The organism is Streptomyces sp. NPDC093568 (assembly GCF_044764945.1).
GTDB lineage: Bacteria > Actinomycetota > Actinomycetes > Streptomycetales > Streptomycetaceae > Streptomyces.
Genome location: NZ_JBIWJD010000013.1, coordinates 107,259 through 123,367, shown reverse-complemented (window position 1 = coordinate 123,367; position 16,109 = coordinate 107,259). Strand labels below are relative to the sequence as shown.

Genomic DNA, 16,109 nt, shown 5'->3' with positions numbered 1-16,109 from the left:
CCGTGCGGAACGACACGGCTCAACGTCTCGCGCTGGCGCGGGATTTCTATCGCGCCGCGCCCGGCCACCTCTCTCGGTACGGACATGCCGAGCTGAGCTTCATGCGCTGGTCGGCCGCTCGTGGCGTGCTGGAGCCGGAGTCCTCGGATCCGGCCGGAAGTCCCTGGTGGCGGAAGGTCAACGAAGCGCTGCTCAGGGACAAGATCGAGGCCGGGATCCTGACCGACGGCGCCTCGGGGGAGGCCGGCAGCCACAGTGTCCGGTACTGGGTGGAGTTCCTCCGGAAGCCGTCGCCGGCACGCTGGTACCGGGCGCACAACGCCAGCATTGTCGCGGGGTATCTCCAGCACGAGGACCTGGCGGGTGAGGAACTCGAGGTAGAGCGGTTCATGATGAACGTCGCGCTGCTCCGGGTCCTCTACACGCACGCGATGCTGGCGAATCCGCGCCTCGCGCTGGGGTGGCTGGCGGTGGTGGGCCCCCGGCTGGTGGATCCGCGGCACCGAAGCGTCAAGTGGTTCCTCGACCTCGGCCGCTCGTTTCCGCGGGAGTACCCGGTGGCCGGATCCGTCGAGGAGGTCGTCCTCGCCGAGCACGCCCTCGCCCGCATGCTCGACTACGGTCTCATCGCTCCCCGGCTCACCGCGCTCTACGCGTACGCGGCCGAGGCGCTCGAGGAGCCGCGGCTGACGTCCCTCCTCGACGACGGCGTTCCGGCCTACGTGTGGCCGCACGCGGATCGTTCGGTCTGGTTCGTCGGGAACACCGGACCGCACCTGCGCGCCATCGCCCGTACGACCGGGGTCCGTCTGCTCTGGGACCCCTCTCCGTTCGGCCGGGGCAACCGCGTGACGCGGGGGTGAGGCTCCGCAGTCCTCGCTCTTCCACTGACGCGACGGACCGTGCGACCATGCGAACGGCCTGACCCGGCCGTCGTCGCCGGGTTCCGGGGCCCCGACGGATCCGCCGACCGGAGTCGTATAGTTGCGCCATGAGCAACTACCCGGCAGAGGGCGCAACAGCGGCGGTGGGCGGCGTGCAGTCCGTCGACCGTGCGGTCAGTGTCCTGGAGATCCTCGCCCGGCGTGGCGAGGCCGGCGTCAGCGAGGTCGCCGGCGAGATCGACGTCCACAAGTCGACCGCGTTCCGGCTGCTCGGAGCGCTGGAGGCGCGTGGGCTGGTCGAGCAGACGGCCGAGCGGGGCAAGTACCGGCTGGGCTTCGGGATCGTGCGGCTGGCCGGCGCGGTCACCGGCCGTCTCGACGTCACCCAGCAGGGCAGGCAGGTGTGCGAGCGGCTCAGCGAGGAGATCGGCGAGACCGTCAACATCGCTGTCCTGCAGGAGCACTTCGCCGTCAACCTCCACCAGGTGCGCGGCCCCGGCGCGGTCGGCACCCACAACTGGGTCGGCCAGCTCACCCCGGTGCACGCCACGTCGAGCGGCAAGATCCTGCTGGCCCACCTCCCGGCAGAGGAGCGTTCCAGGGTGCTCGCGGCGTCCGGGCTGCGGAAGCTGACGCCGCACACCCTCACCGACGGGGCGAAGCTGGAGAAGGACCTCGCCACGGCGCGGGAGCGGGGCTACGCCGTGACGCTGGAGGAACTCGAGATCGGACTGCACGCCGTGGCGGCCCCGATCCGGTCCCGCGGCGGCGAGGTCGTCGCCGCCCTCAGCGCCTCCGGCCCCGCCTACCGCTTCACCGAGGAGCGCATCCACGAGCTCGCCCCGCTGCTCGTCCAGGGCGCGCAGGAGATCAGCCACCGCATGGGCCACCTCGGCTGAGCGGCACCGGACGCCCACCGCCACGGCGCGCACCCGCCACCCCGATCAGGTCACCGGCACGTACTCCGTCGCCGCGTCGAGCAGCCAGTCCGTCAGATAGCCGGCGAACGACGAGCGGACCAGCACCCAGAAGCCGGCCCTGGGTTCGTCCCGGGCGACCAGGACGACCTGGGTGCGGCCGAGGTTCGTCTGGGCGCAGCGTCCGGGTCCGAAGGACCGCGGATGCAGGTCCAGCGCACAGCCGTGGGCCAGCAGGTCGTGGGCGCGGGCGCCCGAGACGAGGAGCGTGGTGCGCTGTGCCGAGACGTCGGTGACGGAGACGTGCTCCTCCCCCGCGGCCTCCCTGATCCGGCTCTCCAGGTCCCGTTCCGTGCCGGGCGGCCCCACCAGCAGCCATTCGTCGGGGCCGAGCCACAGGGCGGTCAGCGCCCCCGACCGTACGGCGGTGTTCGGCTGGAGGGGCAGCGGGAGATCCAGCGCCAGGCCGACGGCTTCGGCCGCCGCTCCCTTGGCGTCGAGGCGGACGTTGAGCTGGGCCAGGAAGGGCAGTTCGGCCAGCCGGATCGCGCCCCGGGAGGCGCGGGTCGCGGCAGCCAGGCGGTCCGCGACCGGCGCCAGAGGGCTGCGGAGTGGGGTGGTCAGGGCGTTGTCAGCCATCGCGGCGTGCTCCCTCGGGGTCGTAGAGGACGGGGCCGGCGACGGTCACCGGGACCAGTCGGTCGCCGACGGGGGCGTACAGCCGCTCGCCGATCCGGTCGCGGCCACCCTTGATCAGGGCGAGCGCGAAGGTCCGGCCGAGGGCCGCGCTGCGGTAGCTGGAGGTGACGTGGCCGAGCATCGGGACGGGCGGGGCCGGCAGCACGCCCTCGGCGATCAGGTGGGTGCCCTCCGGAAGGAAGGTGCCCGGGTCCTCGGGGAGGAGGCCGACGAGGTGCTTGCGGTCGGGGCGGACGGTGTCGGCGCGGGTGTAGGAGCGCTTGCCGATGAAGTCCCGCTTCTTCTTCGACACCACCCAGCTCATGCCGAGGTCCTGCGGGGTGACGGTGCCGTCCGTGTCCTGGCCGATGATCGGGTAGCCCTTCTCGGCCCGCAGGACGTGCATGGTCTCGGTGCCGTACGGGGTGATGCCGTGCGGGGCGCCGGCTTCGTGGACGGCCTCCCAGAGGGCGAGGGCCTGCCACGGTGACACGTTGATCTCATAGGCGAGTTCGCCGGAGAAGCTGATCCGGCAGACCCGGGCGCCGATGCCGGCGACCGTCGTGTCACGCCAGGCCATGAACGGGAAGTCGTCGTTGGCGACGGCCAGTTGGGGTGCGAGCATGCCGAGGACCTCGCGGGACTTCGGACCGACCAGGGCGACGGTGGCCCACTGCTCGGTCACGGAGGTGCAGTGGACCTTCAGCTCGGGCCACTCGGTCTGGAGCCACTCCTCCATCCAGTCGAGCACGGTGGCGGCGTTGCCGGTGGTCGTGGTGGCCAGGAAGCGGTCCTGGGCGAGCCGGATGACCGTGCCGTCGTCGAAGACCATGCCGTCCGGGCGGCACATGACGCCGTAGCGGATCATGCCGACCTTCAGGGTGCTCATCATGTTGGTGTAGAGCCGGTCGAGGAAGACGCCCGCGTCCGGGCCCTGGACGTCGATCTTGCCGAGGGTGGAGGCGTCCATGAAGGCGACGCCCTCGCGGGCGGCCGCGCACTCGCGCAGCACGGCCGCTTCCATGTCCTCGCCGGCCTGCGGGTAGTACCAGGGGCGCTTCCACTGGCCGACGTTCTCGAAGAGGGCGCCGTGTTCGACGTGCCACGCGTGCAGGGCCGTGGTGCGGACCGGGTCGCTCAGCGCGCCGCGGTCCCGGCCGGCCAGCGCCGCGAAGGAGACCGGGGTGTACGGCGGGCGGAACGTGGTGGTGCCGAGCGCCGAGATGTCCACGCCGAGCAGTTCCGCGACCACACCACTGGCCAGGACGCCGGAGGTCTTGCCCTGGTCGTTGGCGGTACCGGCCGTGGTGTAGCGCTTGGTGTGCTCGACCGAGCGCATCCCGGCGCCGGTCGCCCGCCTCAGGTCGTCGACGGTGACGTCGCGCTGGAGGTCGACGAAACGGGGGGCGCCTTCCCTGCCGGGGACGGTGAAGACCCGCATGGGCGGCGTCGGCCGCGGCTGGGCGGGCACCTGCGGCAGGTCGGGGGCCGCGGAGGTGTAGCCCTCGGCCTCGACCGCACGAGCGCCGGCCGCCGCGCCCTGCGCGAGGACGCCGGCCAGCTCGAACACACCGGCCGCGCTGCCCGCGACCTCGACGGCCTGGCGGCCGGTGTCGGGGAGGAAGGTGCCGAGGGCGTCGTCGTAGCGGAGCCTGCCGCCGGACTGGCTGAACAGGTGGGCCACCGGGTTCCAGCCGCCGGACACCAGCAGCAGGTCGGCCGCGAACTCCCGCTGTCCCACGGTCTCTCCGTACGGGGCGACGCTCACCGCCGTCAGCCGAGCCCCGCCCTCCGTGGCGGTGACGGCGTGCCCCGCCAGCACCTCGATACCGGCCGCGCGGGCACGCTGCGCCCACTCCCCCGGCTCCGGGCGGGTGTCGACGACCGCCACCACGTCCACGCCCGCGGAGGAGAGGTCCAGGGCGGCGGCGTAGGCGCTGTCGTTGGTGGTGAAGACGACCGCGTGACGGCCGGGCAGGACGCCGTGCCGGTTGACGTACGTCCGCGCCGAGGCCGCGAGCATCACGCCGGGGCGGTCGTTGTCCGCGAAGGCGAGCGAGCGCTCGTGGGCGCCGGTGGCGAGGACGACCCGGCGGGCGCGGATGCGGTGGACGCGTTCGCGGGAGACGTTCGCCGGGGCGGCGGCGCCGAGGTGGTTGGTGCGGCGTTCGACGGCGAGCAGGTGGTTGTCGTCGTAGTGGCCGAAGACGGTGGTGCGGCGCAGGACGCGGACGTCGGGGGCCGTGTCGAGCCGCTCGCCGATCTCGCTCACCCAGTCGAGGAGTTCGTTCGAACCGGGGAGGCTGCCGCCGAGTTCCGGCCTGTCGTCGGCGAGGATGACGCGGGCGCCGGTGTTCGCCGCCGCGGCGGCCGCGGCGAGGCCGGCCGGGCCGGCGCCGACGATCAGCACGTCGCAGTGGGTGTGTACGGCGTCGTAGCGGGCCGGGTCCGGTTCGGCGGCGAGGCGGCCCTGACCGGGGAGGCTGGTGGCGACCAGACCGTCGTAGAGCTCGACGGTGGTCGCCGGGAGCATCGGCTCGGGGAAGGGTTCCTCGATCTGGATGACGGCGTTGGGCTCCTCCGCGCCCGCCGAGAAGATGCCGCGCGGGCGGCCCAGCTTGATGCTGGTCCCTGTCGCGATGACGCCGTTCGCGAGCAGGGCGGAGGCGAGCGTGTCGCCCTCGCGGCCCTCGTACGCGGTGCCGTCGAAGGTGAAGGTGACGGGGCGGGTGCGGCGCCGTGCCGAGGGCTCTGCCCCCGGACGGGCCGGAGTCGCGGTACCGGGCTCGGCAGTGACCGCACTCGCGGCGGGGGCGGCCGGCCGGGGTTCCGGCGTCCGCGGACGCTCCTCCCCCGCCCGGTACACCGCCAGCACCTCGTTGGTCGCCGTGTCCCGTACCGCGTTGAACCAGCGGCGGCAGCCCGCGGAGTGGCTCCAGCGCTCGGCGAAGGGGCCCTTGGCGTTGTCGCGGAAGAAGAGGTACTTGGCCCACTCCTCGTCGGTGAGGGAGGCCGGGTCCTCCGGATACGGCACGTGCGCCTGGCCGCCGTAGTGGAACTCGGCCTCGTCGCGGGGCCCGCACCACGGGCAGGGGATGAGCAGCATGGTTCGGCTCCCAGGGTTTCCAGTGGTCCTAGTGGGCCACCGCGGCCGCGCCGTGCTCGTCGACGAGCGCGCCGGTGGTGAAACGGTCGAGCGAGAAGGGGGCGTTCAACGGATGCGGGGTGTCGTGGGCGATCGTGTGGGCGTAGACCCAGCCGACGCCCGGGGTGGCCTTGAAACCGCCCGTCCCCCAGCCGCAGTTGAGGTAGAGGTTGTCGACGGGGGTGAGCCCGATGATCGGGGAGGCGTCGGGGCTGACGTCGACGATGCCGCCCCAGGTGCGCAGCACGTGGGCGCGGGCGAAGACCGGGAAGAGCTCCAGGGCCGCCGACATCTGTTCCTCGATGATGTGGAAGGCGCCCCGCTGGGTGTAGGAGTTGTACGCGTCGATGCCCGCGCCCATCACCAGCTCGCCCTTGTGCGCCTGGCTGACGTACACATGGACCGCGTTGGACATGACGACGGTCGGGTGGACCGGCTCCAGCAGCTCCGACACCAGGGCCTGCAACGGGTGGCTCTGGAGCGGGAGTTCGATGCCGGCCATGGCGGCCAGGACCGAGGTGTGGCCCGCCGAGCACAGCGCCACCTTGCCGGCCGCGATGGGGCCCAGGTTCGTCCGGACTCCGACGACCCGGCCACCGACCACGTCCAGGCCGGTGACCTCGCAGTTCTGGATGATGTCGATGCCGGCCGCGTCGGCGGAGCGGGCCAGGCCCCAGGCCACGTGGTCGTGCTTGGCGATGCCGGCGCGCGGCTGGTACGTGGCGCCCAGGACCGGGTAGCGCACGTCCGGGGAGGTGTTGACGATCGGGCAGACCTCTTTGACGCCGTCCGCGTCGAGCCACTCCGCGTCCACGCCGTTGAGGCGGTTGGCCTCGACCCGGCGCACGCTGTCGCGGACGTCCTGGAGGCTGTGCGCCAGGTTCAGCACACCGCGCTGGGAGAAGAGGATCGGGTAGTCGAGCTCCTCCGCCAGCCCCTCCCACAGCTTGAGGGCGTGCTCGTAGATGCCGGCGCTCTCGTCCCACAGGTAGTTGGAGCGGATGATGGTGGTGTTGCGGGCCATGTTGCCGCCCGCCAGCCAGCCCTTCTCCAGCACGGCCACATTGGTGATGCCGTGGTTCCTCGCCAGGTAGTGGGCGGTGGCCAGGCCGTGTCCGCCGCCGCCGACGACCACCACGTCGTACGACCGCTTCGGCTCGGGTGTGCGCCACAGCCAGTCGGGGTGCTCGGGGAGTTCGGCGCCGGGGGTGCGGGGGCTCATCGGACGGCTCCGTCCTTGGGCAGGGGCAGGTTCATACGGTGCTCGTGTTCCTCTCGGCGGCCTCGACGACGTTGGCCAGCAACATGGCGCGGGTCATGGGGCCCACTCCGCCGGGCGTCGGCGCGAGCCATCCGGCGACCGTCGCGGCGTCCGGGTGCACGTCGCCGGCCAGGCCCTCTTCGGTGCGGGTGATGCCGACGTCCAGGACCGCCGCGCCGGGGCGCAGCATGTCCTTGGTGATCAGTCCGGGCGAGCCCGCGGCGGCGACGACGATGTCGGCCTCGCGCACATGCCAGGCCAGGCCCTTGGTGCCGGTGTGGCACAGGGTGACGGTGGCGTTCTCGGAGCGGCGGGTGAGGAGCAGGCCGATCGGGCGGCCCACCGTGATGCCGCGGCCGATCACGCAGACGCGCGCTCCGGCGATCGGCACGTCGTGGCGGCGGAGCAGTTCGACGATGCCGCGCGGTGTGCACGGGAGCGGGGCCTCGACACCGAGGGTGAGCCGGCCGAGGTTGACGGGGTGCAGTCCGTCGGCGTCCTTGGTCGGGTCCATGCGGTCCAGTACGACGCCCGCGTCCAGGTGGGGTGGCAGCGGGAGCTGGACGATGTAACCGGTGCAGTCCGGGTCGGCGTTGAGCTCGTCGATCGTCTCCTCGACCTGCCGCTGCGAGGCGTCGGCGGGCAGCTCCCGGCGCAGGGAGGCGATGCCGACCTGGGCGCAGTCGCGGTGCTTGCCGGCGACGTAGGCGCGACTGCCGGGGTCGTCGCCGACGAGGACGGTACCGAGTCCGGGCCGACGGCCGCCGCCGGCCGTCAACTTGGCTACGCGCTCGGCGAGTTCGCGACGGATGCCAGCCGCGGTCGCCTTGCCGTCAAGGGTTTGTGCGGTCACCGACGGCACTCCTTCCATGAGCCTCGACTGCGACGCCCTCCGGGGGCGCGGGGAACTGCGCGGCCGGCCGCGCTCAGCCACGAAGGCGGGTCATCGCCGGATCGAACAACGGCTCCTCCGCGACGACCGCCTCGACGCGCTGGTCGAAGTAGCCGATGTGCACCGTCCGGCCGGGGACGGCGAGTTCCGCCGGCAGCCACGCGTAGGCGATCCCCTTGCCGATCGTGTAGCCGTACGCGGCGCTCGTGACGTACCCGACCGCGCGCTCACCGTCGTACACCGGCTCCTTGCCGAGGACGACGGACGACGGGTCGTCGATGGTGAGGCAGGTCAGCTTGCGCCGGACGTCGGCCTTGCGGCGCTCCAGTGCCGCCTTGCCGATGAAGTCGTCCTTGTCGAGCTTGACGGCGAAGCCGACGCCGGCCTCGTAGGGGTCGTGCTCGTAGGTCATGTCGGTGCCGAAGGAGCGGTAGCCCTTCTCCAGGCGGAGGCTGTTGAAGGCGCCGCGGCCGGCGATGACGCCGCCGAGGGGCTCCGCGGCCCGCCACAGGGTGTCCCAGAGTTTCAGGCCCTGGTCGGCGGTGGTGTAGAGCTCCCAGCCCAGTTCGCCGACGTACGACAGCCGCATCGCGGTCACCGGGACGCTGCCGACGTAGGCGCGCTTGGCGCGGAAGTACTTCAGGCCGTCGTTGGTGAAGTCCTCGTCCGTCAGGGGCTGGAGGACCTTGCGGGCCAGCGGGCCCCACAGGCCGATGCAGCAGGTGCCCGGGGTGATGTCGCGGACCTGGACGGTGCCGGTGGCCGGGAGGTGGCGGGTGAACCAGTCCAGGTCGAGGTTGCCGTTGGCGCCGACCTGGAAGAGGTCGCGGCCGAGGCGGGCGACGGTGACGTCGCTGCGGATGCCGCCGTCGTGGTCCAGCAGGAGCGTGTACGTGACCGAGCCGACCGACTTGGCGACCTTGCCGGTGCACAGTCGTTCCAGGAACTCGGCGGAGCCGGGCCCGCTCACCTCCAGGCGCTTGAGGGCCGTCATGTCGTACAGGGCGACGGTCTCGCGGGTGACCTGGGCCTCGACGCCGACGACGGGCGACCAGAAGCGCGCGGCCCAGTCGTTGGGGGTCGGGATGTTGCGGCCGTCGACCAGCCGCGCGTTGGCCTCGTACCAGTGCGGGCGCTCCCAGCCGTTCGCCTCCAGGAAGAAGGCGCCGTGCTCCTGCTGGCGGGGGTGGAAGGGGCTGGTGCGGATCGGGCGGGGGTCGCCGGACGGCTGGAGGGGGTGGAGGATGTCGTAGACCTCGACGAAGTTCTGGCAGTCGCGGGCCAGGACGTACTCCGGGGAGAGCTGGTGCGGCTCGAAGCGGTTGACATCGCACTCGTGCAGGTCGAACGACGAGCAGTGGCCGTCGACCAGCCACTCGGCCATGGCCCGGCCGACGCCCGCGGAGTGGGTGACCCAGACGGCCTCGGCGACCCAGAAGCCCTTCACATCCGGGGACTCGCCGAGGAGCGGGAAGTTGTCGGTGGTGAAGGAGAACAGGCCGTTGATGCCCTCCTCCACCTTCGCCTCGCGCGTGGCGGGGAGCAGGGACTGGGTCTCGGTCCAGGCCGGTTCGAAGTCCTCCTCGGTGAACTTCAGGACGGACGGCATCGCGTCGGCCTCGTCCACGGAGAGGATGTCGTCGGCGGAGATCGGCATCGGGCGGTGGCCGTAGTAGCCGATGCCGATGCCGTCGAAGCGGTCGCGGTAGTAGAGGTCGGCGTCCTGGTGGCGCAGGATCGGGCGGACCGCCTCCTCGGTCTGGCCGGCGAGGGCCGGTACGGGGCCGGTCCAGGCGAGCTGGTGGGCGAGCGGCGTGAGCGGGAGGTTCAGGCCGGCCATGCGGGCGATCTTCGGGCCCCAGATGCCGGCGCAGCACACGACGATGTCGGCGGGGATCTCGCCCTGGTCGGTCAGGACGCCGGTCACCTCGCCGTCGGCCTTCAGCACGTCGAGGACCTCGTGGCGGGCGAGGAAGCGCACGCCGCGCTCGGTGGCCCGGCGGATCTGGGCTTCGACGGCGAGGACCGCCTTGGCGAGGCCGTCCGTGGGGACGAGGAGGCCGCCGAGGACCCGGTCGCGGTTGACCAGCGGGTGCTGCTCGACGCACTCGTCGGGGGTCAGCAGCCGGCCCTCGACGCCCCAGGCGGTGATCCAGCCGTGGCGGCGCCGCAGTTCGGTCAGCCGCTCCGGGGTGGTCGCCACTTCCAGGCCGCCGACCTGGAGGAAGCAGGGCTGTCCGTCGACGTCGAGGGAGCAGAACTTCTCGACGGTGTAGCGGGCCAGCTCGGTCATGGTCTTCGAGGAGTTCGTCTGGAAGACCAGGCCCGGTGCGTGCGAGCTGGAGCCGCCGGTGGCGGGGAGCGGGCCCTGGTCGACCACGGTCACCTCGGTCCAGCCTCGCGCGGAGACCTCGTCCGCGAGAGCCGCACCGACGACTCCCGCTCCGATGATGACCACTCGGGGTCCCGCCATCGCCGCACCTCCGGTTCGGTTGCTTTCTACGCAACATGACTCAGGTTGCGCAACTCAATGTGCCTGCCGCGCAAGTGGGTGTCAAGAGGCCGGGTGACGTCCGAAAAGGGCCCGGAAAACGGCAATGCCCGGTGGGCGGCGCGCGTCTTCGCGCACCGCCCACCGGGCATTCGTCCAGCGGCTACTTGAGCCAGGCGTCGACCTTCGCGCGGTTGGCCTCGACCCACTTCTTCGCCGCCGCCTCGGGCGTCATCTTGTCCACCGCGATGTACTTCGCCACGGTGTTCTGGTCGTCGTTCGTCCACGTGAAGTTCTTGACCAGGTCATAGGCCGGGCTGCCGGACTTGGCGAACTTCGCGCTGACGATCTTGTCCAGCTCGTACACGGGGTAGTCGCAGTTCACCTTCTCCGTGTCGGCGTCGCAACCGTCCTTGTACTCGGGCAGCTTGACCTTCACGAGCGGCACCTCGGACATGAACCACTGGGGCTCGTAGAAGTAGCCGATCACCCATTCCTTGTTCTTCTCCGCCTTGCGGAAGGCCTGGATGAGGGCGGTCTCGCTGCCCGCGTACACGACCTTGTAGTCCAGCTTCAGGTTCTTCACCAGCGCCTCGTCGTTGGTGACGAAGGACGGGTCGCCGTCGAGGAGCTGGCCCTTGCCGCCGGACTCGGAGGTCTTGAACTCGGCCGCGTACTTGTCGAGGTTGTTCCAGTCGGTGATGTCCGGGTGCGCCTTGGCCAGCCACGGCGGCACGTACCAGCCGATGAGGCCCTTGTTCCCGGTCAGGCCGGCGTCGACGGCGGTCTTCTGGTCGGTGATGTACTTCTTCTTCAGGTCGTCGTGGCCCCAGTTCTCCACGACGGCGTCGACCTCGCCCGTCCCGAAGCCCTGCCAGGCGATCTCCTCCTTCAGGTCCTTCTTGGTGACGTCACAGCCCAGGTCCTGCTCCGCCACGTACGCGATGACCGCCGCGTTGGCCTCGTAGCCCACCCACGGGTTGACCGCGAGGTTGAAGGCGCCGCACTTGCCGGAGTCGCCCGAGCCGCCGGAACCCGCGGTGTCGTCGCCGACCTTCGCACCGCCGCAGGCGGTGAGAGTGAGGCCGAGGACGGCCAGTCCGGCCGCGCCGGCTCTCCAGTGTCTTGCCATGGTGTGGTGCTCCTTATGCGCTGGTGCGGCGAGCCGCTGCCTGAGTGATCCGGTCGAACATGACGCCGAGAAGGACGATGGCGAGCCCCGCGGCGAGCCCCTTTCCGTACAGCTGTCCCTGCGAGAAGCCGGCCACGACGTCGTAACCGAGGGCGCCCGCGCCCACCAGGCCGCCCACCACGACCATGGACAGCACGTAGATGAGGCCCTGGTTGGTCGCCAGGGTCAGGGCGCCGCGTGCCATCGGCAGCTGGACCTTGGTGATGATCTGCCAGGTGTTGCACCCGGCGGCGGTGGCGGCCTCCACGGTGGTGGCGGGCACGTTGCGCACCCCGTCCGCGATGATCTTCATGGCGACGGGTGCCGCGTAGACGACGGCGGCCACGATCGCGGTGAAGCGGGTCGCGCCGAACAGCGCCAGGAACGGTACGAGATAGACGAACGGCGGCATGACCTGTGCCGCGTCCAGGGTGGGACGCAGGATCCGGTCGACGAGCGCGCTGCGTCCCATCCACACGCCGAACCCGATGCCGAGCACCATCACGAGCACCGTGGCGACGACGGTCGACGCCAGCGTCGTCATGCTGTCCGACCACACCCCGGTGGCGACCAGCAGGCCCACGCAGACCGCCGTGGTGGCGCCGGCGCGCAGGCCGCCGAGGACGACGCCGAGCGCGATCAGGGCCGCACCGACGAGCCACCAGGGGGAGTCGGTGAGGACGGTCTGGAACGGGTTGAGCAGACCGTTGGTGAGTGCGTCCCGGAAGGCGTTGGTGAGCCCGGACAGGTTGTCCTGCGCCCAGGTGGTCACGGTGTCCGCGCCCCTGGAGACGGCACTGCCGATGTCTCCCTCGCCGGGGAACTCGGCCGCCCAGACGTAGGTGTGCGAGAGGTAGATCAGGACGAGCGTGGCCGCGCCTCCCGCGCCCAGCAGGGGGCGCCGCCAGGTGACGAACCGGTTCTTCGTGCGCCGGGCGGCCTCCTCGCGTCCGCTGGCCGCGGTGGTGACCCGGTCCAGCACGATGGCCATGACGACGATGGCCAGGCCCGCGTTGAAGGCGGTGCCGACATCGAGCGACTGGAGGGCCTGGACGACGGTCTTGCCGAGTCCGGGCGCGTCGATCAGGGCGGCGATGGTCACCATGGCGAGGGCGGCCATGATGGTCTGGTTGACGCCCATCACCACGGTCCGCTTGGACATCGGCAGCAGCACCTTCGTCAGGCTCTGCCGGCGGGTGGCGCCGAGCGAGTCGGCCGCCTCGACGGTGGTCGTGGGCACGGTGCGGATGGCGTGCGCGGTGATGCGGATCGCGGGCGGCGCCGCGTAGATGAGCGTCGCGATGGTGGCGGAGGCCGGGCCGATGAGGAAGAACAGGGTCAGCGGGGCCAGGTAGACGAAGGTGGGCATCGTCTGCATGAAGTCCAGGAAGGGCGTCACGATCCGGTTGACCCGGTCGGACAGCCCCGCCCACACGCCCAGCGGGATCGCGAACAGCAGCGCCACGAAGACCGCGGAGACGGTCAGCGCCAGGGTGTCCATGCTCTCCTGCCACAGGCCCTGCAGCCCCAGGAAGGTGAAGCCGGCCACCGCCAGCAGCGCGACCCGCCAGTTGCCCACGGCCCAGGAGACGTACCCGGCGATGCCGACGACGCCCAGCCAGCCGATCTGCGGGAGGGGCCGGCCGGCGGAGGGCTGGGAGATCAGCTCCTGCACGAAGGTCACCAGGGAGTCGATGACCAGGCGGATCTCGTTGAAGAAGTACAGGAAGAGCGGGTTGGAGTTGCGGTTCGCGCCGATCGAGTCGTTGACGTCGTTGAACCAGCGGTGCAGATCGGTGAGGTCGGCCGCCGCCAGCGCCAGGGTCTGCCTGCCGCGCAGCACGGCGAACAGCACCAGCCACAGGACGAGGATCGCGGCGACGACCATGGACCGGCTGACCTTGAACGCGCCTTTGGCGGGGGCGGGTTCCTCGATGCTCCCGGTCTGCTCGGGTTTCTCGACGGCGACGGTCATCACGCGCCGCCTTCCTGCCCGGCGACGACGGCGAGGATCTCCTCGTCGCCGACGATGCCGAGCAGCTTGCCGTCCTGGACGACCTTCACCGGCTTGTCGGCCGCCAGCACGGCCCGGGTGGCTTCCCGCACCACGACGTCCGGGCCCAGTTCGGGGCCGTCCAGGGCGTCGCCGTCCGCCGGCGGGCGCATGATCCAGCGCAGGGTCAGCACGTCGCCGCGCGGCACGTCCTTGACGAACTCGCGGACGTAGTCGTCCGCCGGGGCGCCGACCAGTTCGTCGCCGGTGCCGCACTGCACCATCTTGCCGTCGCGCATGATGAGGATGCGGTCGCCCAGCTTGAGGGCCTCGGAGAGGTCGTGGGTGATGAACACCATCGTCTTGCCGACCTCGTGGTGCAGCCGGATGACCTCGTTCTGCATGTCGCGCCGGATCAGCGGGTCGAGGGCCGAGAACGGCTCGTCGAAGAAGAGGACGTCGGGGTCGCCGGCCAACGCGCGGGCGAGGCCGACGCGTTGCTGCATACCGCCGGACAGCTGGTCGGGGTAGGAGTTCTCGTAGCCGGCGAGGCCGACGAGCTCCACGACCTCCTGGGCCCGCTTGACCCGCTCGGCCCGGCCCGTACCGCGGATCTCCAGCCCGAACGCCACGTTGTCGACGACGCGGCGGTGGGGCAGCAGACCGAAGTGCTGGAAGACCATGGAGAACTTGCGCCGGCGCAGGTCGCGCAGCCGCCCGGCGTCGGCCTGGCGGATGTCCTCGCCCTCGAAGACGATCTCGCCGGCGGTGGGTTCGATCAGCCGGGTGAGACATCGCACCAGGGTGGACTTGCCGGAACCCGACAGGCCCATGACGACGAAGACCTCGCCGGGCGAGACGTCGAAGTGGACGTCGCGTACGGCGGCGGTGCATCCGGTGCGGTCCATGAGCTCGCGGCGGGTCAGCCCGCACAACTCCTCGGATTCCGGCACCTGGTCGGCCTTCGGCCCGAACACCTTCCACAGCCTGCGCACGGAGATGACCGGGGTGGAGCCCGAGTCCTGGGGCGTGCCGCGCCGCTGCGGCACCTCGGTCTGAGTGGTCACGTTCGACCTCATTTCGGCGTTCAGCCGCGGAACCAGTGCTGCGGCCGGGGTTGGATGTTCTGCCAGATGTGCTTGGGCTCTCGGTACTCGTTCAGGCCGGTCGGGCCCAGCTCCCGGCCCACGCCCGAGTGCCCGAAGCCACCCCATTCCGCCTGCGGCACATAGGGGTGGTAGTCGTTGATCCACACCGTGCCGTGCCGCAGCCGCCGGGCGACCCGCTGGGCCTTGCCGCCGTCCTGGGTCCACACGGCTCCGGCGAGTCCGTACTCGGTGTCGTTGGCGATACGTACGGCGTCGTCCTCGTCGGTGAAGCGCTCCACGGTGAGGACGGGTCCGAAGGACTCCTCGTGCACCACGCGCATGTCCTGCCGGCACTCGTCGAGGACGGTGGGCAGGTAGTAGTGGCCGTTCGCGAGCGCGGGGTCGTCGGGGCGCGCGCCGCCGCAGCGCAGTACGGCGCCCTCGGCGAGGCCGGAGGCGACGTACGCCTCGACCTTCTCGCGGTGCTGCGCGGAGATCAGGGCCCCGGTCTCGGCGTCGGGGTCGAAGGGGCCGCCGAGGCGGATCTGCCGGGCCCGGCGGACGACCTCGTCCACGAAGCGGTCGTGCAGACAGTCCTCGACGATCAGCCGGGCGCCGGCCGAGCAGACCTGTCCCGAGTGCAGGAAGACGGCGGTGAGGGCGAAGTCGACTGCGGTCTCGAAGTCGGCGTCTGCGAAGACGACGTTGGGGTTCTTGCCGCCGAGTTCGAGGGCGACCTTCTTCACGGTCGACGCGGCGGTGGCCATGATGCGCCTGCCGGTGTCGAGTCCGCCGGTGAAGGAGACCATGTCGACGCGGGGGTCCTCGGACAGGGGCGCGCCGGCCTCCGGGCCCGCGCCCAGGACGAGGTTGGCGACGCCCGCCGGGAGCCCGGCCTCCTCCAGCGCCCTCATCAGCAGGACGGAGGTGGAGGGGGTGAGCTCGCTGGGCTTGAGGACGATCGTGTTGCCGGCCAGGAGCGCCGGGGCGACCTTCCAACTGGCCTGGAGCAGCGGGTAGTTCCAGGGGGTGATCAGTCCGCACACCCCGACCGGCTCGTAGACCACGCGGCTCACCGCGTCGTCACGCCCGGTGTCGATCACCCGCCCGGCGTCGGTGCCGCCGATTCCGCCGTAGTGCCGCAGGCAGGAGACGACGTCGGCGATGTCGTACTCGCTCTCCACCAGCCGCTTGCCGGTGTCCAGGGACTCGGCGCGGGCGAAGTCCTTGGCGTCGCGTTCGAGGATGTCGGCGGTGCGCAGCAGCAGCGCGCCGCGCTCCCGCTCGGGAGTGTTCGCCCAGTGCCCCGCGTCGAAGGCGCGGCGGGCGGCGTCGATCGCGGCCTCGGTGTCGGGGCGGGTCGCCTCGGAGACGGTCGCCGTGAGCGAGCCGTCGGCGGGGCACCGGATCTCCCGCTGCCCGCCGGCCACCGGGTCCCGCCATTCGCCATCCACGTACAGGTCTGCCACGCGCCGAGCCTTTCAACCGAAATTCGTTGCGCATCGTGCACCCGATTGCTTGTGGTGGAACACCCTGGCGAATGTCCAGACAGACGTCAAGGGGTTGGCCGATGACGATTTGGCCAGGCG

11 protein-coding genes are annotated in these 16,109 nt (G+C 71.4%); 2 read left to right on the top strand and 9 right to left on the bottom strand.

All coding sequences use genetic code 11. From position 1 onward, the window contains the following. The first annotated feature begins 2 nt into the window (after positions 1-2). Both ACIRD7_RS36860 and ACIRD7_RS36855 read left to right on the top strand, forming a co-directional pair. Positions 3-863, top strand: coding sequence for a hypothetical protein (locus ACIRD7_RS36860; RefSeq protein ID WP_403460251.1), 861 nt, complete (start codon positions 3-5; stop codon positions 861-863). A gap of 128 nt (positions 864-991) precedes the next feature. Further along, positions 992-1,783 carry an IclR family transcriptional regulator gene (locus ACIRD7_RS36855; protein WP_403460250.1) on the top strand — a complete coding sequence of 264 codons (792 nt, stop codon included), beginning with the start codon at positions 992-994 and terminating at the stop codon, positions 1,781-1,783. A gap of 45 nt (positions 1,784-1,828) precedes the next feature. Here the strand turns inward: ACIRD7_RS36855 and ACIRD7_RS36850 are convergent, their stop codons facing one another. The 9 genes from ACIRD7_RS36850 to ACIRD7_RS36810 form a co-directional block, all read right to left on the bottom strand. Continuing rightward, positions 1,829-2,440, bottom strand: coding sequence for a sarcosine oxidase subunit gamma (locus ACIRD7_RS36850; RefSeq protein WP_403460249.1), 612 nt, complete (start codon positions 2,438-2,440; stop codon positions 1,829-1,831). Next, positions 2,433-5,585: a sarcosine oxidase subunit delta family protein gene (locus ACIRD7_RS36845; RefSeq protein ID WP_403460248.1), complete on the bottom strand. Its 3,153-nt coding sequence runs from the start codon at positions 5,583-5,585 to the stop codon at positions 2,433-2,435. The genes ACIRD7_RS36850 and ACIRD7_RS36845 overlap by 8 nt, the downstream gene beginning before the upstream one ends. A gap of 28 nt (positions 5,586-5,613) precedes the next feature. Next, on the bottom strand, positions 5,614-6,846 hold the full coding sequence (locus ACIRD7_RS36840) for a sarcosine oxidase subunit beta family protein (protein ID WP_403460247.1): 1,233 nt from the start codon (positions 6,844-6,846) through the stop codon (positions 5,614-5,616). Between the two features lie 31 nt (positions 6,847-6,877). Beyond that, positions 6,878-7,738, bottom strand: a complete 861-nt coding sequence (locus ACIRD7_RS36835) for a bifunctional methylenetetrahydrofolate dehydrogenase/methenyltetrahydrofolate cyclohydrolase (RefSeq protein WP_403460246.1) — start codon at positions 7,736-7,738, stop codon at positions 6,878-6,880. Between the two features lie 73 nt (positions 7,739-7,811). Next, complete coding sequence (locus ACIRD7_RS36830; RefSeq protein WP_403460245.1) at positions 7,812-10,250, bottom strand: FAD-dependent oxidoreductase; 2,439 nt, start codon at positions 10,248-10,250, stop codon at positions 7,812-7,814. 181 nt (positions 10,251-10,431) lie between these two features. After that, positions 10,432-11,400, bottom strand: coding sequence for an ABC transporter substrate-binding protein (locus ACIRD7_RS36825; protein WP_403460243.1), 969 nt, complete (start codon positions 11,398-11,400; stop codon positions 10,432-10,434). Positions 11,401-11,413: 13 nt separating this feature from the next. Then, positions 11,414-13,414, bottom strand: coding sequence for an ABC transporter permease (locus tag ACIRD7_RS36820; RefSeq protein WP_403460242.1), 2,001 nt, complete (start codon positions 13,412-13,414; stop codon positions 11,414-11,416). Then, entirely contained in the window at positions 13,414-14,511 is a 1,098-nt protein-coding gene (locus tag ACIRD7_RS36815) for a glycine betaine/L-proline ABC transporter ATP-binding protein (protein WP_403460241.1), read from the bottom strand. Before ACIRD7_RS36815 ends, ACIRD7_RS36820 begins: the two co-directional genes overlap by 1 nt. Before the next feature lie 8 nt (positions 14,512-14,519). Further along, a complete protein-coding gene (locus ACIRD7_RS36810; protein ID WP_403460239.1) occupies positions 14,520-15,989 on the bottom strand; it encodes an aldehyde dehydrogenase family protein in 1,470 nt (489 codons plus the stop codon). Positions 15,990-16,109 lie beyond the last annotated feature (120 nt).

Coding starts and splice junctions, on each gene's coding strand:
- ACIRD7_RS36850 (WP_403460249.1), bottom strand. CDS start 2,440: ATGGCTGACAACGCCCTGACCACCCCACTCCGCAGCCCTCTGGCGCCG.
- ACIRD7_RS36845 (WP_403460248.1), bottom strand. CDS start 5,585: ATGCTGCTCATCCCCTGCCCGTGGTGCGGGCCCCGCGACGAGGCCGAG.
- ACIRD7_RS36825 (WP_403460243.1), bottom strand. CDS start 11,400: ATGGCAAGACACTGGAGAGCCGGCGCGGCCGGACTGGCCGTCCTCGGC.
- ACIRD7_RS36830 (WP_403460245.1), bottom strand. CDS start 10,250: ATGGCGGGACCCCGAGTGGTCATCATCGGAGCGGGAGTCGTCGGTGCG.
- ACIRD7_RS36855 (WP_403460250.1), top strand. CDS start 992: ATGAGCAACTACCCGGCAGAGGGCGCAACAGCGGCGGTGGGCGGCGTG.
- ACIRD7_RS36815 (WP_403460241.1), bottom strand. CDS start 14,511: ATGAGGTCGAACGTGACCACTCAGACCGAGGTGCCGCAGCGGCGCGGC.
- ACIRD7_RS36840 (WP_403460247.1), bottom strand. CDS start 6,846: ATGAGCCCCCGCACCCCCGGCGCCGAACTCCCCGAGCACCCCGACTGG.
- ACIRD7_RS36820 (WP_403460242.1), bottom strand. CDS start 13,414: ATGACCGTCGCCGTCGAGAAACCCGAGCAGACCGGGAGCATCGAGGAA.